At 67.4% G+C, this 20,646-nt stretch carries 24 protein-coding genes and 1 riboswitch; all 24 genes read right to left on the reverse strand.

Going from position 1 to position 20,646, the window contains the following annotated elements; genetic code table 11:
- Nucleotides 1–74: 74 nt before the first annotated feature.
- The 24 genes from F9K07_RS24965 to F9K07_RS25080 all read right to left on the reverse strand — a co-directional run bounded on the left by F9K07_RS24965 (nucleotide 75) and on the right by F9K07_RS25080 (nucleotide 20,608).
- Nucleotides 75–605: a thermonuclease family protein gene (locus tag F9K07_RS24965; RefSeq protein WP_159595977.1), complete on the reverse strand. Its 531-nt coding sequence runs from the start codon at nucleotides 603–605 to the stop codon at nucleotides 75–77.
- A complete protein-coding gene (locus tag F9K07_RS24970; RefSeq protein ID WP_159595978.1) occupies nucleotides 605–826 on the reverse strand; it encodes a hypothetical protein in 222 nt (73 codons plus the stop codon). The genes F9K07_RS24965 and F9K07_RS24970 overlap by 1 nt, the downstream gene beginning before the upstream one ends.
- A 196-nt stretch (nucleotides 827–1,022) precedes the next feature.
- Nucleotides 1,023–2,018: an MBL fold metallo-hydrolase gene (locus tag F9K07_RS24975; protein ID WP_236581501.1), complete on the reverse strand. Its 996-nt coding sequence runs from the start codon at nucleotides 2,016–2,018 to the stop codon at nucleotides 1,023–1,025.
- Between the two features lie 190 nt (nucleotides 2,019–2,208).
- A complete protein-coding gene (locus F9K07_RS24980; RefSeq protein ID WP_159595980.1) occupies nucleotides 2,209–2,667 on the reverse strand; it encodes a VOC family protein in 459 nt (152 codons plus the stop codon).
- A gap of 82 nt (nucleotides 2,668–2,749) precedes the next feature.
- Nucleotides 2,750–3,568: a helix-turn-helix domain-containing protein gene (locus tag F9K07_RS24985; RefSeq protein ID WP_159595981.1), complete on the reverse strand. Its 819-nt coding sequence runs from the start codon at nucleotides 3,566–3,568 to the stop codon at nucleotides 2,750–2,752.
- Nucleotides 3,569–3,636: 68 nt separating this feature from the next.
- Nucleotides 3,637–4,137, reverse strand: coding sequence for a 6,7-dimethyl-8-ribityllumazine synthase (locus tag F9K07_RS24990; protein WP_159595982.1), 501 nt, complete (start codon nucleotides 4,135–4,137; stop codon nucleotides 3,637–3,639).
- Nucleotides 4,138–4,226: 89 nt separating this feature from the next.
- Nucleotides 4,227–4,396, reverse strand: a riboswitch (FMN riboswitch).
- 76 nt (nucleotides 4,397–4,472) lie between these two features.
- Entirely contained in the window at nucleotides 4,473–5,318 is an 846-nt protein-coding gene (locus F9K07_RS24995) for a DUF429 domain-containing protein (protein ID WP_159595983.1), read from the reverse strand.
- The gene (locus F9K07_RS25000; RefSeq protein ID WP_159595984.1) at nucleotides 5,315–6,196 is read right to left on the reverse strand and encodes a DMT family transporter; all 882 of its coding nucleotides are present in this window, start codon (nucleotides 6,194–6,196) and stop codon (nucleotides 5,315–5,317) included. Before F9K07_RS25000 ends, F9K07_RS24995 begins: the two co-directional genes overlap by 4 nt.
- A gap of 237 nt (nucleotides 6,197–6,433) precedes the next feature.
- Entirely contained in the window at nucleotides 6,434–6,859 is a 426-nt protein-coding gene (locus F9K07_RS25005) for a BLUF domain-containing protein (protein ID WP_159595985.1), read from the reverse strand.
- 8 nt (nucleotides 6,860–6,867) lie between these two features.
- On the reverse strand, nucleotides 6,868–7,602 hold the full coding sequence (folE, locus tag F9K07_RS25010) for a GTP cyclohydrolase I (protein WP_159595986.1): 735 nt from the start codon (nucleotides 7,600–7,602) through the stop codon (nucleotides 6,868–6,870).
- A 64-nt stretch (nucleotides 7,603–7,666) separates the two neighbouring features.
- Nucleotides 7,667–9,478, reverse strand: a complete 1,812-nt coding sequence (locus tag F9K07_RS25015) for an ATP-dependent DNA ligase (protein WP_159595987.1) — start codon at nucleotides 9,476–9,478, stop codon at nucleotides 7,667–7,669.
- The gene (locus tag F9K07_RS25020) at nucleotides 9,475–10,494 is read right to left on the reverse strand and encodes a ligase-associated DNA damage response exonuclease (protein WP_159595988.1); all 1,020 of its coding nucleotides are present in this window, start codon (nucleotides 10,492–10,494) and stop codon (nucleotides 9,475–9,477) included. Before F9K07_RS25020 ends, F9K07_RS25015 begins: the two co-directional genes overlap by 4 nt.
- A 4-nt stretch (nucleotides 10,495–10,498) precedes the next feature.
- Nucleotides 10,499–11,752 carry a cardiolipin synthase ClsB gene (clsB, locus tag F9K07_RS25025; protein WP_159595989.1) on the reverse strand — a complete coding sequence of 418 codons (1,254 nt, stop codon included), beginning with the start codon at nucleotides 11,750–11,752 and terminating at the stop codon, nucleotides 10,499–10,501.
- Between the two features lie 41 nt (nucleotides 11,753–11,793).
- Nucleotides 11,794–12,528, reverse strand: a complete 735-nt coding sequence (locus tag F9K07_RS25030) for an endonuclease/exonuclease/phosphatase family protein (RefSeq protein WP_159595990.1) — start codon at nucleotides 12,526–12,528, stop codon at nucleotides 11,794–11,796.
- Between the two features lie 15 nt (nucleotides 12,529–12,543).
- The gene (gene nudB / locus F9K07_RS25035; protein ID WP_159595991.1) at nucleotides 12,544–13,002 is read right to left on the reverse strand and encodes a dihydroneopterin triphosphate diphosphatase; all 459 of its coding nucleotides are present in this window, start codon (nucleotides 13,000–13,002) and stop codon (nucleotides 12,544–12,546) included.
- Between the two features lie 13 nt (nucleotides 13,003–13,015).
- The gene (locus tag F9K07_RS25040) at nucleotides 13,016–13,321 is read right to left on the reverse strand and encodes a YqjK family protein (protein ID WP_159595992.1); all 306 of its coding nucleotides are present in this window, start codon (nucleotides 13,319–13,321) and stop codon (nucleotides 13,016–13,018) included.
- The gene (locus F9K07_RS25045; RefSeq protein WP_159595993.1) at nucleotides 13,318–13,704 is read right to left on the reverse strand and encodes a phage holin family protein; all 387 of its coding nucleotides are present in this window, start codon (nucleotides 13,702–13,704) and stop codon (nucleotides 13,318–13,320) included. Before F9K07_RS25045 ends, F9K07_RS25040 begins: the two co-directional genes overlap by 4 nt.
- Before the next feature lie 17 nt (nucleotides 13,705–13,721).
- Nucleotides 13,722–14,042, reverse strand: a complete 321-nt coding sequence (locus F9K07_RS25050; RefSeq protein WP_159595994.1) for a DUF883 family protein — start codon at nucleotides 14,040–14,042, stop codon at nucleotides 13,722–13,724.
- 160 nt (nucleotides 14,043–14,202) lie between these two features.
- Nucleotides 14,203–16,005 (reverse strand): aspartate--tRNA ligase, encoded by a 1,803-nt coding sequence (gene aspS / locus F9K07_RS25055; RefSeq protein ID WP_159595995.1) that lies wholly within the window; start codon nucleotides 16,003–16,005, stop codon nucleotides 14,203–14,205.
- Nucleotides 16,006–16,024: 19 nt separating this feature from the next.
- Nucleotides 16,025–16,705, reverse strand: a complete 681-nt coding sequence (locus tag F9K07_RS25060; protein ID WP_159595996.1) for a DUF502 domain-containing protein — start codon at nucleotides 16,703–16,705, stop codon at nucleotides 16,025–16,027.
- A 10-nt stretch (nucleotides 16,706–16,715) separates the two neighbouring features.
- Entirely contained in the window at nucleotides 16,716–17,069 is a 354-nt protein-coding gene (locus F9K07_RS25065) for an FmdB family zinc ribbon protein (RefSeq protein ID WP_159595997.1), read from the reverse strand.
- Nucleotides 17,070–17,391: 322 nt separating this feature from the next.
- Nucleotides 17,392–18,957 carry a ubiquinone biosynthesis regulatory protein kinase UbiB gene (gene ubiB, locus F9K07_RS25070; protein ID WP_159595998.1) on the reverse strand — a complete coding sequence of 522 codons (1,566 nt, stop codon included), beginning with the start codon at nucleotides 18,955–18,957 and terminating at the stop codon, nucleotides 17,392–17,394.
- Nucleotides 18,954–19,514 carry a hypothetical protein gene (locus tag F9K07_RS25075; RefSeq protein WP_159595999.1) on the reverse strand — a complete coding sequence of 187 codons (561 nt, stop codon included), beginning with the start codon at nucleotides 19,512–19,514 and terminating at the stop codon, nucleotides 18,954–18,956. The genes ubiB and F9K07_RS25075 overlap by 4 nt, the downstream gene beginning before the upstream one ends.
- 116 nt (nucleotides 19,515–19,630) lie before the next feature.
- Nucleotides 19,631–20,608, reverse strand: coding sequence for a Tim44 domain-containing protein (locus F9K07_RS25080; RefSeq protein WP_159596000.1), 978 nt, complete (start codon nucleotides 20,606–20,608; stop codon nucleotides 19,631–19,633).
- Nucleotides 20,609–20,646: the final 38 nt, after the last annotated feature.

Below are 20,646 nucleotides of genomic sequence, written 5' to 3' on the forward strand. Positions count from 1 at the left end.
GGGATGGCATCTTGGGCCGGCGAAGCCGTCCCTCGATGCCCCTGGATTCGGGCACGCTCGCCGGAGGAAAATGCTCAGCGCGGTGGCAAAGGGCACGGCCCATGGCGCTGGCGAAACGCCCTTGGCAGCTCGGGTGATGCGTCGGCGAACAGCCCCTTGCGCGCCTGTCGGGCCTGCGCCTCTTCGCTCTTGAACGGCCCCAGGCTGCGGCCCCAACGGTACGACCAGGCCTGTCCCTGCACCACCATCCAGGCGGCAACGTCGTCGCTCTGGTGACGCAGCTTCGCGATGCCTCGGCCGTAGTCGTCGCTGCCCCGCACGCGCACTTCCACCACCTGGTGGAGCACACGCCGGGCCAATGCATCGCGCGAGGCGATGCCGCCACCTTGGCAGATCTCCGGCGCGTCGATGCCATCGATACGCAACTTGCGGTAGCGGCCGCCGTCGAGGGGCTTGACCCACAACGTGTCGCCATCGAACACACGGCTCACGCGTGCGGCGTACACCGTTTCGGTAGGCGGTTCGTCCGCGCTGGCCACGCCTATGCCCAGACCGAACCAGCAGCCCAGGACCAGGTGGCAAGCAAGAAAGTTCTTCGCCGGCATCAACCTTTCTTGCCACCCAACACCAGCAGCGCCGCGCCAACCACGATGGCGCCCACCCCGGCCCACACCGGCACGTTGACCGTTTCCTTTTCTTTCACGGAAAGCTCCAAAGGCCCGAGTTTCACGGCCTCCGTGTTCTTGGTGAAGCTGAAACCGCCGTACACCAGACCGAGCACACCGCCGACGATGAGGACGATACCGACCAACTTGGCTGCGTTCATGGGATTCCCTCCAATAGCTGCGCGGTCACCACGCGACCCAACTGTCGGTGGTGCGACGCAGGCGACCATGATGCACCAAGCGCGAGGGCAGCGGTGGGCTCGCGACAATTCCGGCAGCTGTCAGTGACGGCTGAACATGCACGCGCATGGGTTGCGGTCGGTCCGCGTGCGCGGCTCGATGCGGTGGGCGGCGACCTCAGCGCAAATCTTTCCACCACCGCACGTTCTGGCGCGGCCGCCCGACCGTGAGCACTTCGCCGATCACCGGCGTGGCCAGCGGCAGGCTTTCACGCTCGGCGATGTCGGCGACGCGCTCCATGGGATCGCGCCAGTGGTGAAAGCCCAGGTTGAAGGTGCTGTTGTGCACCAGGTAAAGCTGCTGCGCACCCAGGTCCTTGAAGGCCTGGATGGTTTCCTCGGGCGACAGGTGCACGGAGGGCCAGTAGCTGTCGTACGCGCCGTTCTCCAGCAGGGCGATGTCGATGCGACCGGCGCGCTCGCCAATGGTCTTGAAGCCTTGAAAATAGCCCGAATCGCCGCTGAAATAGAGGCGCTCTTCACCACTTTGGATGAGCCATGAGGCCCACAACGTGCTGTTGCGGTCCCACAGCGTGCGGCCAGAAAAATGATGCGCCGGCGCGGCGGTGAGTTGCACACCGGCGTGGCTGGCACCTTGCCACCAGTCGAGCTCGCTCACGCGCTGGGGGTCCACGCCCATCGCTTGCAGGCGCGCCCGCAGTCCCAGCGGTACGAAGTAACGCTGCACGCGTTCGCGCAGGTAGGCGATGGTGGCTTCGTCGAGGTGGTCGTAGTGGTCGTGCGACAGCACCAGCCCATCGATCGGCGGGAGCTCGTCGAGCGAGAGCGGCGGCGCGTGAAAGCGCTTCGGGCCCGCCCACTGCACAGGCGATGCGCGCTCGCTGAACACCGGGTCGATCAACCAATAGGTGCCGCGCAGTTTGAGCAGGTGCGACGAATGGCCCAGGCGGATGATGTGGTTGGCGGCCGGATCGAGCGCGTCGAGCTCGGTGCGGCCGATGCGGTGCACCGGAATCGCATCGCGCGGTTCGGCACCGTCCTGCGTCTCGAACAGGAGGCGGCTCCAGATGGCCCAGGTGCCTTGGGTGGGACGGTCGCTCGGGTCGGCAGGGTTGCGGTACAGGCCGTCCTCACCGCGTTGCGCGGAGGGCATGTGCACCGATTCGCTGGAGTGCACTGTGCAGCCCACGAGCAGGCCGACAGAGAGTGAGAACAAAACGGTGGCGGCAAGCGCGCGCGGGAGCAGAGGCATACGACAGCGGCAGAGATGAGACCCCCGCATGGTGCCCGCCCGGCCAGACGGCGTCGATACCCCGCGCGAACTTTTTTGATGACTGCCCGCGTCAATCCGCGTCTGGTTTACCCGCGTTCATCACCTCGGTGTAGCGCCGCTGCATCTCATCGGGGCTGACGTCTTCGATGTGGTGCCCGATCAGCCAGCGGTGACCGAACGGATCGCGCACCACGCCGGAGCGTTCGCCGTAGAAGGCGTCCTGCGCGGCGCGCTCCAGCGTGGCGCCGGCGCTCAGGGCTTGCTCGATCATGCGGTCGGCGTTGTCGACATGCAGGTGGATGGACACGGGCGTGGAACCGATGGTGGACGCCGAGCGGATGCCGTACTCCGGGTACTCCTCGCTGAGCATGATGGTCATGCGTCCGAACGCCATTTCGGCGTGGCCAATGCGCCCGCTCGGCTCGGTGAGGCGGAATTTCTCCGCTGCTCCGAAAGCGCGCTGGTAGAAGGCAATGGCGGCGTTGGCGTCGCTCACGCAGAGATAGGCGAACACTTCTTCGATCTTCATGGGACACCTCGTGGGGAATGGAGCCGCCATCTTCCCCAAGCCGCGCCTCGGGGTATAGCAAAAAATTGACCCCGAATGGACCTCAACCGGCCTTCATCGGCAGGTGGTTCATCTCGGTGCCGTGTTGCAGCCGGTAAGCCAGCGGCGTGACGCCACTGAAGGCCAGGAACTCGCGGCTGAAATGCGACTGGTCGCTGTAGCCCAGGTCCACCGCGACCGCCGCCAGCGGCTGGCCCGCGCGCAAGGCCGGCAAGGCGCGCTGGAAGCGCAGCACGCGCAGAAAGGTCTTGGGCGCAAGCCCCACGCTCCGGCGGAACAATTCGATGAAGCGGCGGTGGCTCACGCCGCCCTGGCGCACCACCTCGGCGACCGAGGCGCCTGCCGGAAACTGTGCGAGGGCCTGGGCCACGGCCGGGTGCAGGCCATGCACGCGCGGCAGGCGCGCCGCCAGTTCGGCTTCGAACACGGCCAGTCGGTCTTCAGGCCGACGTTGCGACAACAACCGTTCGCGCAGCTCGCGCGCGGCCAGGCCCCACAGGTCCTCCAGGGAGGTGTGCCGCTCGGCCAGTGCGTCGGCACCCACACCGAACAAGCATTGGGCCGCACCGGGCCGCAACACCGCGCCGACCGAGCACGACGGCCCCGCCAGCTCGCGCACGTAGTAACGCGAACGCATGCCGCCCACCAACGAGGGCACCACCGCCTGTGCGCTCCCGTGCTGGAAGGGGTCAGCGATGCGCAACACACGGTCGGTCAAGCGCACGACCAGATGCATCGCGCCGCTGGGCAAGGCGTGTTCGCGCCAGGGCGATGCGCCCGCCGCGTCCACGGGATCGCCACTCGCCCACAGCTGCGCCACGAAGGGACGCAGGGCGGGCACAGGCGGGCGCAGGAGCGGCATGGTGAGGGCCGTTGTACTCCATCACCGCGGCCCGCTCAAGGTGCGCGCCGTTCTAGGGCGAACGCGCCTCAGGCTGCGGCGAGCAGGCCGTCGAGCTTGCGCAGACCGGCCACGGTCTGCAGGCAGGCCTGCGCGGCCTCGGTACCCTTCACGGCGAAGTGGCGCATGAAGTACTTGCGGTGCTCGGCGTGCTCGTGGAAGTGGTGCGGCGTGAGCACGGCCGAGATCATGGGCACGCCGGTATCCAGCTGCACGTTCATGAGCGCCTGCACCACCGTGCTGGCGACGAAGTCGTGGCGATAGATGCCGCCATCGACCACGAGCGCGCTGCCCACGACGGCGGCGTAGCGGCCCGAGCGGGCCAGGCGCTGCGCGTGCAGCGGGATCTCGAACGCCCCGGGCACGTCGAACACGTCGATGCTGTCGGCGCCGAAGCCGGCCTGGGCCATCTCGGCGAAGAAGGCATCGCGCGCCTGGTGCACGATGTCGGCATGCCAGGAGGCTTCGACGAACGCGAAGCGCAAGGTGGCAGGAAGGTGGAGGTGTTGGGAAGACTCGGTCTGATTCATGGTGTCCTCGACAAAAGGAGGGGCCAACAAATCAGGGCGCACAAGCACACGCACCGCCGCAACGCCCAAGGCTCACGGAAGTGCCTGGCTCGCGCTCTCTTTCATCCGGACTGTGACCGTCGGTCCCGGGATCTCACCGGGTCTGCTGACCCCATGCGCTGGACTTGCCGGCGCATGGGCGCTCGCGGGACTCGTGCGGCCGTGTCGCCACGCCGCCATCACCGCCGGTGGGGAATTGCACCCCGCCCTGAGAACGCTTGTGTCCGGCACGAGGCCGGACCGGCGAATTCTAGACAGCGCGCGGTTCCCGCGCTGTCGCTCGGGTTTTATGCCCGTCAGGCGGTGACGATCCAGCCTTCGAGCGGGTCGAATTCGGGCAGCCCCCAGCGCGGCGCGCCGGCTCGGTGCCGCTGCTCGGCCCAGGCCGCCTGCAGCAGGCAAAGCACCGCGTCCAGGCTGTCGCCGCTGGCGTCGGCAACCAGCGTGTCGTGCTGGGCATGCGTGAGCTTGAGACGCAGGCCCACGGCTTGCAGCAGGGGCGCCTGGCCGTTTTCCAGCGCGTGGATCAGCGTCTTGCGCGCGATCAGACGCTCGGGGGTTTGCCGGGCCTTGTCGTCGCTCTTGTACGACGTGCTGCCGAGCACGCTGCGCGCGAGAAGGCCGGGGTAAGCCTCCAAGCCGACGCGGCTGCCATCGCCCTCGTGCAAACCCGGCAGCGTGACACCGGCGGCGACCAGGCGCGGCACGCCAGCATGCAGCATGAAAGCGACCGGCGGGTTGACCCACTTCATGCTCGGGCTGGAACCGGCCGGGCCGTCGGTGGCGCGGTGGGCGAACTTGCCACCCACGGGGCGCGCGTCGCAGAAGGCGGCAAAGCTGTCGCGGATGGACTCGCGGCTCAGTGCGGCGTAGTGCGCCATGCAGGCGCTCCAGTCGGTGGGCCAGCCCAGGTGGGTCACCAGTTCGCGCGGCAGGCCAAAGGGCAGGTCGAAGCCGCCGACCCAGCGGCCCGGCGCCGCCATGCGCTCGGCCCAGGCATCGAGTGTCTCGAAGCGCTCGACCGCATCGAGCACCACGCGGCCACGGTCGGCGCGTCCCACCGCCAGCGTGATGGGTTTGCGGCGGCTGGGCGCGCTGGTGAAGTCGCAGCCCAGGAGCGTGAGAGTGGTGGCCGAGTTCATCCCAACGCCAGCGCCGTCACACCAGCGGCGATGCACAGCGCACCGAGAATGCGCGCGAAGCGGTCGCCCTCGCCCAGCAAGTGGCCGCCGATCAGCGCGGCGAACAACATGGACACCTCGCGCGCGGGCGCCACGTGCGACAGCGGCGCTTGCTGCATGGCATAAAGCACCAGCACATAGGCCACGGGGCTGACCACCGCCACCAGCAGGGCGTAACGCCATTGCACGCGCCAGAGCTGGCGCGCGGTGGGCAGGTCGCGCAGCACGCTGGGTGCGAGCAGCAGGAGGCGCACGAAGTTGCCCATGTAGTCGATCAGGATGGGGGACATGAGGAGGAACTTGACGGCATAGCCGTCCACCAGCGTGTAGCCGGCGATGAACACGCCAGTGAGCAAGCCGTAGGCCATGCCTTTGTGCACGCGCTGGCGCGCCTTCGGGTCGTGCGCGGCGCGCAGCAGACCAGGGCCGCCGGCGATGAGAAACACGCCGCCCACCACGCCGGCGATGCCCAAAGCACCGAGCGCGGAAATGTGTTCACCCAGGAAGGCGATGGCGAAAAGCGAAGACAGCAACGGCCCTGAGCCGCGCGCCAGCGGGTACACCACGGTCAGGTCGGCCTTGCGGTAGCCCCGCAGCAAGACCACGAAGTAGACAACGTGCAGCACGCCGCTGGCGACCACAAAGCCCCACTCGATGGCACCCCAGCGCGGCACCTCTTCGCGCCCAAGCCACCAGCCCAGCGGAGCCCAGACCAGCATCAGAACAATGCAGGTGAAGAAGACGAAACGAGCATCTCCCGCGGCCTTTTTGGCGGCGATGTTCCAGCAGGCGTGGATCAGGCCGGCAAGGACGACAAGACTGAAGGCGGTCAATGACATGAAAGCGTGAAGAGATCAGAACTTGGCGTGGGCGACAAGAGGCGCCACTTCTGGCGTGCCCCTCACCCCCGCCCTCTCCCAAGGGGGCGAGGGAGTCAGACCCGCGCTCCGGAGCGAAGTATCGCCATCCAGAAACACCGAGGGTCCGGCTCCGCCGGCCCCAGGTGTTGTCCCCCCTCCAAGCGCCGAAGGCGCGCTAGAGAGGGGGGAAGCCGCGAAGCGGCGCAGGGGGGAGTCTCATCCCCGTCCTATGATGCTGGCGGTGGCCATCAATTCTTCGAGCAGCGCCAGCGAAACGCGACCCGAAACGGCGTAGGGGTCGAACTCGGGCCGCTCGGAATACTTCAATACGATGGACGTGTTGACCTTCGAGAGATTCACCTGGCCCATGGTCCAGCCGCCAAAGCGGCGCTCGGTGATCTCTTCGTACTCCAGCAGTTCCACGTCGGTGTGGCGCGCATCGGCCACGATGTGGTTGTAGAGCGCGTTGACCGCGCTGCGCCCACCTTCGATGGCTTGCAGGAACACGCCACCGCCATAGCAGAGCACGCCGGTGATGCCGTTGCCCATGTTGTGCAGGCGCGAAGCCTCCAGGATGGAGTCGATCGCCTTGGTGCAGTCCTTGTCGACTGCGCGGCTGACGTAGAGCAGGCGTACCAGCATGATGGGCCTCAGGATTTCCGGGGAATAAGGGAGAGGAATTCGCGCCGCAGGTTCGGGTCTTTCAGGAACACGCCGCGCATGACCGAGTTGATCATCTTGCTGTCCATGTCCTTCACGCCGCGCCAGGCCATGCAGTAGTGGCTGGCTTCCATGACCACGGCCAGGCCGTCGGGCTGGGTCTTTTCCTGGATCAGGTCGGCCAGTTGCACCACGGCCTCTTCCTGGATCTGCGGGCGGCCCATGATCCACTCGGCCAGTCGCGCGTACTTGGACAGGCCGATGACGTTGGTGTGCTCGTTGGGCATCACGCCGATCCAGAGCTTGCCGATGACCGGGCAGAAGTGGTGGCTGCAGGCGCTGCGCACGGTGATCGGGCCGACGATCATCAACTCGTTGAGGTGTTCGGCATTGGGGAACTCGGTGATGCTCGGGCCCTTGACGTAGCGGCCATTGAACACTTCCTTGATGTACATCTTGGCCACGCGGCGCGCGGTGTCGCCGGTGTTGTGGTCGTTCTCGGTGTCGATCACCATCGCGTCTAGCACGCCCTGCATTTTTTCAGCGACTTCGTCGAGCAAGAGCTCCAACTCGCCGGGCTGGATGAATTCGGCGATGTTGTCGTTGGAATGGAAGCGCTGGCGCGCGGCCTTGACGCGTTCGCGGATCTTGACCGACACGGGCACGCCCACGTCGTCGTCAGGGGGAGCTGCGGAGGTCATGTCGGTGGCGGTTTTCGTCAGCATCCGGGCATGCTAACACCGGACCCCCAGGGCGTACGCCCCTCGGGGCATTCGGCGCGCCGGGCCGTCAGCCGAGCAGTTGCTCCAGGTCCTGCAGGGTGTTGGCCTCGTGCAAGGGCTTGTCGTAGCGGATGCGCTGCATGCGCGGGAAGCGCAGCGCCACACCGCTCTTGTGCCGCGCGCTGCGCGCGATGCCTTCGAAGGCCAGCTCGAAGACCAGCGTGGGCCGCACGCTGCGCACCGGGCCGAACTTCTCCAGCGTGTTCTCGCGGATCACCTTGTCCACGGCCTTGAACTCCTCGTCGGTCAACCCGGAATAGGCCTTGGTGAAGGCCACGAGTTGCAGCCCGTCGGGATCGGCAGGACGGCGTTGCGCGATGGCGTCGACCACCGCCTGGGCCTCGGCGGCATGGACGGGCGTGCGGTTCCACACCGCGAAGGTGTAGTCGGTGTAGACCGACGCGCGCCGGCCATGCCCGGCCTGGGCGTAGATCAGCACGCCATCGACCGAGAGCGGATCGATCTTCCATTTCCACCACGCCAGCAGCGCCGAGCCGTCGCCGCGCTTTTGCCGCCCGGTGCCGTAGTGGCTGTCGCGGTGTTTGAGCATGAGGCCTTCGACGCCGAGTGCGCGCGCCTGGGTGCGCCAGGCGGCCAGCGCCACCCAGTCTCCGGTCAGCACCGGCGAGAGCCACAGGCGGGGTCCGGGTGTTTCGTTGAGGCGGGCGGCCAGGGCTTCGAGGCGGGCCCGGCGCTCGTGCTGCGGCGTGTGGCGCAGGTCTTCGTCACCGGCTTCCAGCAGGTCGTACGCCATGAAGCCCACCGGCGCGGCGGCCAGCACTTTCGGCCCCAGCGTCTTGCGGCCGATGCGCTGCTGCAGCAGGGCAAACGGCGCCGGCCCCCCAGGGCGTTCGCTCCCCGGCAGGGCGGGCCCGGCGAGTCCGTCGTCCCATACCAGGATCTCGCCGTCGATCACCGTGCCATCGGGCCAGCGCTGCGCAAGCGCCAGCAACTCGGGAAAGCGCTCGCTCATGAGCTCTTCGCCCCGCGACCACACCCACACCTGGCCCGCGCGCTTGACGATCTGGCCGCGGATGCCATCGAACTTCCACTCGGCGAGCCAGTCACCCGGCGCGCCCAGGCGGGCCTGCACCGTGTCGGCCGTACCCGCGCTGGCCAACTCCATCGCCAGCAAGTCGTCGCCCGCCTCGTTGCCCAGTGCACTGGCCAGGAAGAACGGATAGGGTTGGCTCGGGTCGCCCTGCGCAGCGGCGTCGGTGTCCACAGGGGCCACCAGCGCGCGGTAGCGCTCGGCCGTGGGCAGGCGCTTGCTGTCGGTGTAGCCCATCATGCGCGCGGCGATCTGCTTCGCATCCAGCCCGGCGTGCGCCGCCAGCGCGCGCTGCACCAGCAGCTTGCTCACGCCCACACGAAAGCCGCCGCCCACGAGCTTCACCAGCAGGAAGCGGCCGGTGGCGTCGAGTTCGCGCCACCCCTCTCCCAGCGCCTGGGCCACGGCCTCGTCGCTCTGGCCGCGCAGAGGCAGCAGGCGCGTTTCCATCCATTCGCTCAACGAGGTGTCCAGGCCGCGTGCCCCGCGCGGCAGCGGCAGCACGAGCGCAATGGTTTCGGCCAGATCGCCCACCGCCTGGTAGCTGGCTTCGAAGAGCCATTCCGGCAGGCCCGAATCGGCGATCGCCTGGGCACGCAGCTGCGCGGTCTTGATGAGTTGGCGCGGTTTGCCCCCGGACAGGAAGTAGACCGCCCAGGCGGCGTCGGCGTCGTCCACCTCGGTGAGGTAGCGGCGCAGCGCGGCGACCTTGGCGTTGGTCGCCGTGGTGGCATCGAGCTCGTCGAAAAGCGCGGCGAAGCGTTTCATGCGCCCTCTTCCGGATCGTCGCCGTATTCGGTCTCGAAGCCTTCGGCCTGCAGACCTTGTTCCTGCAGATAGCGCACCAGCACCGGAATGCTGCCGTGCGTGACGATGATGCGCTCGGCGCCGCTGGCGCCGATGGCGCTCAGCAGCCCAGGCCAGTCGGCGTGGTCGCTGAGCACGAAGCCCCGGTCGTGCCCGCCGCGCCGCCGCCAGCCGCGCACCTGCATCCAGCCGCTGGCAAAGGCGTCGGAGATGTCGCCAAAACGGCGGATCCACGGCGTGCCCAGGGCGGAGCCGGGGCACAGGACAAGCGCGCGGCGGTAGAGCGTCGGGTCTGTGACCTCGGACACCTGCAGCGTATCGGGCAGCGCCACACCCGCCGCACGGTAGGCGCGGTTCAGCGGCTCGACCGCGCCATGGCAGACGATGGGACCGATGGATGCGTCCACCCCGGCCAGGATGCGCTGCGCCTTGCCCAGGCTGTAGCAGGTGAGCACGCTGGCGCGGCCGGTCTCGGCGTTGTCGTGCCACCAGCGGTTGATCTGGCCAAACAACTCCGTGTCGGAGCGCCAGCGGTAGATCGGCAGGCCAAAGGTGGACTCGGTGATGAAGACGTCGCAACGCACCGGCTCGAACGCGGCGCAGGTGCGGTCGGGCACCGCGCCCGCCGGCGTGGTGCGGTAGTCGCCGCTGGCGACCCATACGCGCCCCTGGTGCTCCACGCGGACCTGGGCCGAGCCCAGCACATGCCCCGCCGGGTGCAGCGAAATGCGCACGCCCCGGTGTTCGACCGTTTCCCCATAGGCCAGGCCCTGGAAGGGAATATCAGGCCCGAGCCGCGCACGCAGCAAACCTTCGGACACCGCCGTCGCCAGGTAGTGGCCGTGTCCGGTGCGCGCGTGGTCCGAATGCGCATGGGTGATGACGGCGCGCTCCACGCGGCGCCAGGGGTCGATGTAGAAGTCGCCGGGCGGGCAGTACAGCCCTTCAGGCCGTTGGACGATCAGGTCCGAAGCCATGGCATCAATACCGGTGGCCCATCACGAACAGGGTCGTGCGCATGATCCCGAAAGCGACGCGGTCCAGGCAGCGCTGCCACCACGGACGCCGCACCAGCGCCGGCGCGTCCACCACCTGGCTGGCGTGCAGCACCAGATCGTCCAGGCAGCTGTGCAACAGGCGGCAGAAGCGCCGGTCGGTGGTCATCACGTTGGCCTCGCGCGCGAGCAGCATCGACAACGGATCCAGGTTGGTGGAACCCACCGTGCACCAGCGTTGGTCCACCACGGCCACCTTGGCGTGCAGCGCGCTGGGCGCGTATTCGTGGATCGCAATGCCGGCGTCCACCAGGCGCTGGTACACCGGGCGCGCGGCGCGGTACTGCAGGAAGTGTTCGTACCGGCCTTGCAGCAGCAAGCGCACGCGCACCCCGCGCTCGGCCGCCAGCGTGAGGGCGCGGCGCAGCTTGCGCCCGGGAATGAAATACGCGTTGGCGATCACGATCTCGTGGCGCGATTCGCCAATGGCCTTGAGGTAGGCCCGTTCGATGTCGTGCCGGTGCGTCACGTTGTCGCGCAGCAGCAGCGTGGCGCGCGCGCCATCCACCCCCAGGGGCGATGGCGAGCTCTCCTCAACCGATCCGTCGGCCTCCAGCGGCGCGTGCGACCCGATCTGCTGCAGCAGGCGCGAGAAATCACCCACCGGGCGCGAGGCGCGAAGGGCATCCCACGCGGCCTTGAATTCGCGCTGGCGCGCGCGGCGCGCGGCCAGGGTCCGCCACCACAGGGTCTCCATGGTGTCGACCATGTCGTCCACCAGGGGCCCGGCCACGCGCAGCGCGAAGTCGAGCCGGGGGGCGGTCAGCCGGCCCAGCGCCACATCGTCCTGGTCGTCGATGATGTTGATGCCCCCACAGAAGCCCAGCACGCCATCGATCACGCAGAGCTTGCGGTGCAACCGGCGCCAGTTGCGCGGCAACAGCAGCCCCAGGCGGCCCAGCGGCGCGTAGATGCGCATGGCCACGCCGGCCTCGGCAAACCGCCGTTGCCACGCCTCGGGCACGGCCGGCGTGCCCACGCCGTCGATGAGCAGGCGCACCACCACGCCACGGCGCGCCGCGCGCTCCAGGGCCTCGGCCACGCGAAGGGCCGATCCCGCGAATTCGAAGATGTAGGTTTCCAGGTGCACCACGGTGCGCGCGGCGTCCATGGCGTCCACCAGGGCCGGGAAGAATTCCGCACCGCCGTTGAGCAACAGAAGCTGATGCCCCGGCCGCATGGGCGGATGGCGCGCGCTCCTGGGTTGTGGAGGTCGCGCGCTCACTGCAGTTCGATCTCTGCAATGAGCGGCAGATGATCCGACATGCGCGCCCACACCCGGCCGTGCGGCACATGGGCCGATACCAGACGCAGGCCCCGCACGAAGATGCGGTCCAGGTGCAGCAGCGGCAGGCGCGACGGATAGGTCGCCAGGCGGATGCCTTCGAAGGTGTGCAGATCCAAGGCCGCCATGGGCCGCAGCAGCTGCGCGCCCCAGTCGTTGAAATCGCCCGCCACCACCATCGGCACCTGGGATGGCACGGCCGTGGCGATGTATTCACCCAGCCGCCGCACCTGGCGTTCACGACCCGCGTGCATCAGGCCGAGGTGCACCACGATCACATGCACCTCGACACCGTCGATCAACAAGTTCACGTGCAACAGGCCGCGCTGCTCGAAACGGTGGTCGGAGACGTCGGAATGCCGGATATCGACCACCGGCCAGCGCGAGAGCAACGCATTGCCGTGTTCGCCGTGCCGCGTGGTGGCATTGGTGCGGTAGACCGACTCGTAGCCTTCGGGAGAGAGGTATCCCGCCTGGTCCAGGTTGGGCCAGCGGGTGAATTGCTTTTCGAACTTGCGGTGGTGGCGGCGCACTTCCTGCAGGCAGACGATGTCGGCGTCGAACTGCTCCACCGCGTGCGCAAGGTTGTGGATTTCCAGGCGGCGCGCGGGGCCCAGGCCCTGCACGCCTTTGTGGATGTTGTAGGTCGCAATCCGAAGGATGCTGCTCATGGCCAAATCATGCCATCAAGAATGCGCCCCCACGCCCCCCAGGCGGGGCAGCCAGGCGATGGCTTCGGCGTTCGAAGGCGAGAAGCACCTTTCAGCCGCTTCGTGCCAGGGCAGCCACACCTGGTCTCGGTGCTCCCTGGGGCTCAAACGCACGGGGACCGTGCGCGGAATGCACAGGCCGAAGAGGTGCTCCGTGTTGTGCGTGACACCCGGCGGGTAGCGGTGTCGCCACTGCGGATAGATCTCGTAGACGTTCTCCAACGCCCAATCGATGAGCACATGACCGGCGGCACGCGCGTCGAGCCCGGTTTCCTCTTTCACCTCGCGCACCGCCGTCGCTTCGAAAGTCTCGGCCTGCGCGTCTTTCGAACCGGTGACCGACTGCCAGAAGCCGGGCGCATCGGCACGTTCGATCAGCAGCACCTCCAGCGCAGGTGTGTGTATCACCACCAGCACCGACTGTGGAATCTTCACCGGCCGTACAGCGTCAACGGCGCGTCGACGCTGCCGTTGAACCAGCCGCCCGCCAACCCCGCACGAGCTTCCAGATCGACCAGAGCCGCATGCCCAGGCCCACGGTGCGCCTCGGCCGCCACAGCGACAGCAGCATCGGCGCGACCAGACCCAACAGCGGATTGCTGCGCAGCCACTGCAGACCGTCCTGCACACGGTCGACCCAGGTGAGTGCCGGTTGCAGTGCCTGCACGTCCCGGGTGATCTGGCGGCGCAGCATGCGCGAGCGCAGCACCAGCCGCTCTCGCCGGCGCGCCAGCAGTTCGGTGCGTGGGTTCACGCGTCCTCCCGTGCGGCGCGCAGGCTTTCGCGGTCCTGCTTGAGCTCTTCCACGCTGGCCGAGAACAGCCGCGTGCCCGAGCGCACCCGACCTCGCGCGAGCACGGCCGCAATGCCCCCCGCTCCGAGGAACAGCGCCGTGAAGATGCCCAGCGGCAACAGGCGGTGAGCGTCCCACAGCGCCACGGTGATCAGCAGCGCCAACAGCACCACCCCCAGGCTGAGGAACACCACCGCCACCGCGCCATAGACCAGCAGCGCGCCCACGCGCAGCACCTCTTCCTGGGCTTCGATGCTGAACAGCTCCAGCCGCAGCTGTGCCATTTCCAGCACGGTGGACACCAGTCCCTTCAGGGACGACGACAGACGCTGCGGCGTGGCCATGGAAGCAGCCGCCCCGATCAGCGGCGGCTGATGAGCATGCCGACCAGCAGGCCCACACCCGCAGCAGCGCCGATGGCCGACCACGGGTGATCGTGCACATAGTCATCGGTGACACGGGCCATTTCGGCGGTGCGCTCCCGGATGGAGGCTTCCGCGTCGGCCAGCTTGTGGCGCGCCTCGCGCAGGTTGTCGGCAATGCGGTCGCGCAACTCGACCACTTTGCCCTCGGTCTGGTGGGCGGTAGCCTGCATGAGCTCCTCGGCATCGCCGATCACACGTTGCAGGTCGGCAATGAGTTTGTCCTTGTTGTCCAGGGATGTTTCGCGAATCTTGGGCATGGGGCACTCCTTTGAAAAGTTCATGGTAACAAAGGGGTGGCGCTCCTGGCTGTTCGTTGGCACACGCAATAGGCTTTCCCTCGCACATCGCGCCGGGATCAGACAAGAAAAAAGGGCGCCTTGCGGCGCCCTTTCGGACATGTCCGACAGACAAGCCGGCTCAAGGCGACTTGTGCGCGTCCACGTTGCGCAGGCGGATGTGCAACTCCCGCAACTGCTTCTCGTCCACCGGGCTGGGGGCCTGGGTCAGCAGGCACTGGGCGCGCTGGGTCTTGGGGAAGGCAATCACGTCGCGGATGGAGTCGGCGCCGGTCATGAGCGTGACGATGCGGTCCAGGCCGAAGGCCAGGCCGCCATGGGGCGGCGCGCCGTACTGCAGCGCATCGAGCAGGAAACCGAACTTGAGCTGGGCTTCTTCGGGCGTGATCTTGAGCGCGTCGAACACCTTCTGCTGCACGGCGGCGGTGTGGATACGCACCGAGCCGCCTCCGATTTCCCAGCCGTTGAGCACCATGTCGTAGCCCTTGGCGATGCACTTCTCGGGCGCGGTGACCATCCAGTCTTCGTGGCCGTCCTTGGGCGCTGTAAAGGGGTGGTGCACCGCCGTCCAGCGGTCGGCTTCCTCGTCGTGCTCGAACATGGGGAAGTCCACCACCCACATCGGCGCCCAGCGGTTCTCGAACAGGCCGTTCTTCTTGCCCAGTTCGCTGTGGCCGATCTTCAGGCGCAGCGCGCCGATGGCGTCGTTGACGACCTTGGCCTTGTCGGCGCCGAAGAAGATGATGTCGCCATCTTGCGCGCCAGTGCGCGAAAGGATCTCGGCCACGGCCTTGTCGTGCAGGTTCTTCACGATCGGGCTTTGCAGGCCATCACGGCCTTCGGCCACCTGGTTGACCTTGATCCAGGCCAGGCCCTTGGCGCCGTAGATCTTCACGAAGTCGGTGTAGGCGTCGATCTCGCTGCGGCTGATGTCAGCCCCACCGCGCACGCACAGCGCCACCACGCGGCCACCCTTCATGGTGGCGGGTGCGGAGAAGACCTTGAAGTCCACGTCGGCCATCACGTCGGTGAGTTCGGTGAACTCCAGCTTGACGCGCAAGTCGGGCTTGTCCGAGCCGAAGCGGTGCATGGCTTCGCTGTAGGCCATGATCGGGAACTCGCCCAGGTCCACGCCCAGCGTATTCTGGAACACCGTCTTGATCATCCCCTGGAACATGTCGCGGATGTCTTCCTCGGTCAGGAACGAGGTTTCGATATCGATCTGCGTGAACTCGGGCTGGCGGTCGGCGCGCAGGTCTTCGTCGCGGAAACACTTGGTGATCTGGTAGTAGCGGTCGAAGCCGGCCACCATCAGCAGTTGCTTGAACAGCTGCGGCGACTGCGGCAGCGCGAAGAACATGCCGTCGTGCACGCGGCTGGGCACCAGGTAGTCGCGCGCGCCTTCGGGCGTGCTCTTGGTGAGCATGGGGGTTTCGATGTCGATGAAGCCGTTGGCATCGAGGAACTTGCGCACTTCCATGGCCACGCGGTAGCGCAGCATGAGGTTGTGCTGCATGTAGGGACGGCGCAGGTCGAGCACGCGGTGCGTGAGGCGCGTGGTCTCCGACAGGTTCTCGTCGTCGAGCTGGAACGGTGGCGTGACCGACGCGTTGAGCACCTTGAGTTCGTGGCACAGCACCTCGATCTGGCCGCTCTTGAGCTTGTCGTTGGTGGTGCCCTCGGGGCGCGCGCGCACCAGGCCGGTGACCTGCACGCAGAACTCGTTGCGCACGTCCTCGGCGACCTTGAACATCTCGGCGCGGTCCGGGTCGCAGACCACCTGCACATAGCCTTCGCGGTCGCGCAGGTCGATGAAGATCACGCCGCCATGGTCGCGGCGGCGGTTGACCCAGCCGCACAGTTGCACGGTTTGGCCCAATTGGGCTTCGGTCACCAGACCGCAATAGTGGGTACGCATCGCCATTTGGGTTTGTCTTTCGTCGTCAGGAAGAAGAAGTGGTGATGGCGCCATCGGCGGCCACCTGGATGTGGGGGTTCTTGGGGCCCCCGGGCACGATCACGCCCATGGACACGATGTAGGTGAGCGCTTCGTCCACGCTCATGCTCAGTTCGATACAGGCGCTCTTGCGCAGCATCACGAAATAGCCACCGGTGGGATTGGGCGTGGTGGGCACGTACACGCTGAGGAACTCGTCGTGTTCGCCCGCACCGGGCGTGCCCTGCAGGTGCCCCAGCACCTCGCCAGCCGGAGAACCGGTGAGGAACGCAATGGTCCACATGCCGTCGTGCGGCCATTGCACCAGCAGGGCCTTGCGAAACGCATTGCCCTTCTCGGAAAACAGCGTGTCGGAGACCTGCTTCACGCCCGAGTAGATCGAGCGCACCACCGGAATGCGGTGCAGCAGCGCATGCCACCAGGTCACCAGCTTGTTGCCGATGATGTTGGACGCCAGTGCACCAATGGAGAGCACCACCACCAACGCGAACAGCACGCCCAGCCCTGGAATGTGGATGCCGAGGAATTGGTCGGGCTGCCAGCTGGTGGGCAGGATGCGCAAGGTCTGGTCGAGCGTGCTCACCACCCACTCCAGCACCCAGAGCGTGATGATCAGGGGCACCAGCACGAGCAGGCCCGAGAACAGCCATTTGCGCAAGGAGGGCATGGGGCAGGGCTCAGGAGGCCGAGGACGGCGGCGCGGCTGCCGCTGGCGCGGCGGCGGCCGGCGCGGGTGCTGGCGCCGGACCCGCGGCAGGCGCAGGCGCCGCGCCAGCGGCAGCCGCGGCGGCGTCGCCGGCCGGCTTGGCGTCGGTGGCGGTAGCGGTAGCGGCCGCAGGCGGTTTGTTGCCTTCGCGGAAGTCGGTGACGTACCAGCCCGACCCTTTGAGCTGGAAGCCGGCGGCGGTCAGCTGCTTCTTGAAACTGGCCTGGCCGCAGGCCGGGCACACGCTGAGCGGGTCGTCGGAGATCTTTTGCAGCACGTCCTTGGCATGGCCGCAGGACTCGCACTTGTAGGCGTAAATAGGCATGGCGTGGACCGGAATTGAGGGCTGGGGCGCCCGCCGAAGAATCGGATCCCAGGCGGCGCGGGACGTTCCCGCGCGAAACGCGGGACAAAACCGGGCATTATAAATTGAGGGTATGTCCTGAAACCATCAGTGGGCAGAGAGGGAGTCGGTCCAGAGGCACCGAGGGACGGCCGGCCCAAGACACAGGGCCATCTCCGGCACAAGTGCCCCCTCCAGAGGCATCGAGGGACGGCTGCGCCGGCCCAAGATGCCGTCCTCCCTCAAAGCGCCGAAGGCGCGCCACGGAGCGGGAGCCGCGCAGCGGCGCAGGGGGGAGTCACAGCTACCAGAGCCGTACGCGCACCAGCACCTGCATCGCGATCAGGCCCAGCAGAAAACCCACACCGCCATAGACGATACCTTGCAGCAGCCGGTTGGTGCGCCGCTGTTCGCTCAGCAGGGTGCCGAGTTCGCGCCGCAGTTCGTGCGGCTTGTGCTGCAGGTAGTCGTGCAGCAGGCGCGGCAGCGCGGGCAACAGCTTGGCGTAGTGCGGCGCTTCCGCCTTGAGCTGTTCCAGCAGCTTGTGCGGGCCGATCTGCTCGACCATCCATTTTTCGAGAAAGGGTTTGGCGGTGCTCCAGAGGTCCAGCTCAGGATCGAGCTGGCGTCCCAGGCCTTCGATGTTGAGCAGGGTTTTCTGCAGCAGCACCAGTTGCGGCTGGATTTCCACGTGGAAGCGCCGCGAGGTCTGGAACAGGCGCATGAGCACCATGCCGAGGGAGATCTCCTTGAGCGGCCGGTCGAAGTAGGGTTCGCACACGGCGCGGATCGCCGACTCCAGTTCGTCGACCCGCGTCTCGGCCGGCACCCAGCCGGACTCGATGTGCAGCTCGGCCACGCGCTTGTAGTCGCGCCGGAAGAAGGCGGTGAAGTTCTGCGCCAGGTATTCCTTGTCGAACTCGGTGAGGGTGCCGACGATGCCGAAGTCCAGCGAGATGTAGCGCCCGAAGGTGGCCGGCGCGGTGCTCACCTGGATGTTGCCGGGGTGCATGTCGGCGTGGAAGAAGCCGTCGCGAAACACCTGGGTGAAAAAGATGGTGACACCGTCGCGCGCGAGCTTCGGGATGTCCACGCCCAGGGCGCGCAGGTCGGCCACCCGGTTGATGGGGATGCCGTCCATGCGCTCCATCACCATCACCTCCGTGTGGCAGTAGTCCCAGAGCATTTCCGGGATCAGCACGAGCTCCAGGCCCTGCATGTTGCGGCGCAGCTGCGCCGCGTTCGCGGCCTCGCGCAGCAGGTCGAGCTCGTCGTGCAGGTACTTGTCGAACTCGGCCACCACCTCGCGCGGCTTGAGGCGCTTGCCGTCGGCCGAGAGCCGCTCCACCCAGCCGGCCATCATGCGCATGAGGCTCAGGTCTTTGTCGATCACCGGGCGCATGTTCGGGCGCAACACCTTCACCGCGACCTCGCGGCCACCGTGGCGGCCGTCCAGCAGGGTGGCGAAATGCACCTGGGCCACCGAGGCGCTGGCCACCGGCACCTGCTCGAAGTGCGAAAACACGGCGGACAAGGGTTTGCCAAAGGCGCGCTCGATCATCGCCACCGCCACCGCGCTGGGAAACGGTGGCACGCGGTCTTGCAGCAGGGCCAGTTCGTCGGCGATGTCGGGCGGCAGCAGGTCGCGCCGGGTCGAGAGCACCTGGCCGAACTTGACGAAAATCGGCCCGAGCCGCTCCAGCGCTTCGCGCAGGCGTGCGCCACGGGGTGCATCGAGCTTGCGGCCGATCGAGACGATGCGCGTGAGCAGGCGCAGGGCCGGCCGCTCGAAACTGGAGAGCACCAGCTCGTCCAGGCCATACCGCAACACCACCCAGACGATGGTGACGCCGCGAAAGAGGTGCCTCATGCCGCCGGTCCGTCCGCGGGCGGGGGCGTGCTTGGCGCCGGGTCCGGTGCGGCGGCGCTGGAGCGCGGTGGCCAGCGGCCCGCGAAGGCCTTGACGGCTTCAGCGGCCGAGCGCGCCATGCGGGCCAAGGTGTGCGCGGGCGCATCGCCCACAAGACGCGAGAGGTCTTCCTCGACATCCCAACGCACGTTGTCCACGAGCCAGGCCACCTCGGCCGCCAATTGCACGTCGCCCTGGATGTCCACGCCCGGTTTCTGCCCGGACAGCAGGCTCTGCGCCACGGCCAGAGGCGAGGTTTGCGTCAGCGTGACACGGAGTTCGGGCGTTGCCTCGGGTAGGCAGCGCTCCAGCAGGCCAGCCGCGGTGGGCGCGAGCGTGAGGTGGAAATCGCCCCACTGGATGCGCACGGGCTTGGCTTTCTGGCGCCGCAGGCGGTCCTGCGCAGCCTTCTCTTGCATGAGCACGTGGTTGAGAAAGAGAACCACGCGGTTCTGCATCTCATCGACCACCCATTCGGGTGGGCGAACGGCACCCAGAAGCGATTGCAGGAAGTTCATGGGAGCCGCCTTGCCAGGCCCGGAAGAAAAATCGGGTGGTGCATTTTTCATGACCACCCGATTCTGACGGATAAAGATGAGGACAGCGCCGAAGCCGTCCCGTCAAACGGTTGCGGTTACTGCAGTGCCTGCACACCCGCGACCAGCCAGCCCCCGGGGCCGCTCTTGGGTCGGGTGATGTTCCAGACCTCGCGAAACGGGTTCGGGCCGGCGGAGACGTCTTCGCGGATCATCCCGGAGAACTCCACGCTGGCCATGTATTCGTCGTCGAGTTCCTCGATGCCCAGCAGCTTGGCTTCCAGCATGACGACGTCGGTCTTGTTGGCGCCTCCACCGGCGCGTTCTCGCTCGGCGAGCTGGCTGCGGATCTGCTCCAGCATGTCATCGGTCATCATGGCCCGCAGTGCCGGGATGTCGGCACGGTCCCAGGCGTTCTGCAGCGTCACGAAGTTGCCCTTCGAGGCGCTGAGGAAGCCCTCGGCGTCGAAGCCATCGGGCACACCCCAGGACTGGCTGCCCTGCAGGGCGGAACCGATCATGGAGCCGCCCGAGCGGGTGTCCAGCAAAGCCGGGCCGCTGCGCTCCCAAGGCCGGGCCGAAGCGTCGTTGCCGACGTTGTGCTCCTTGTACCCACGGGGCGTGACCGGATCGAACTGCGACTGGCCCACACCTTGGTAAGCCATGGAAGGCCCCGTGGCGGCCGGTGCGCGACGGCGCATCACCATGCCCACCACGGCCATGACCACCACGGCCAGCAAGGCGAACATCAGGAATTGGGCAAAGCCTTCGCCAAAGCCCATGGCGTTGGCCAGCCAGGCCAGGCCCAGGCCAGCGGCCAGGCCACCGAGCATGGCGCCCCAGGGCCGCTTCGGCGCGGCGGCAGCCGGATTGGCCGTGGCAGGACGGGCGGCGGCATTCTGGGTCGGCGCCTGCTGAGGCGCGGCGTTCTGCGCGGGCGGCGCGCTGCTGCGCTGCTGCGTCACGTTGCCCGATTGTTTGCCGAACGAGCCACCGCCACCCATGCGCTTGGCAAAAACGTCCTGGGCGCTCAGTGCCATTGCGCACACCAGCAACACGGACCACAACTTGTTCATTTCATTGCCTCCTACAAAACCTTGAAAACCCGACCACA

It is taken from the genome of Hydrogenophaga sp. BPS33 (assembly GCF_009859475.1).
GTDB lineage: Bacteria > Pseudomonadota > Gammaproteobacteria > Burkholderiales > Burkholderiaceae_C > Hydrogenophaga.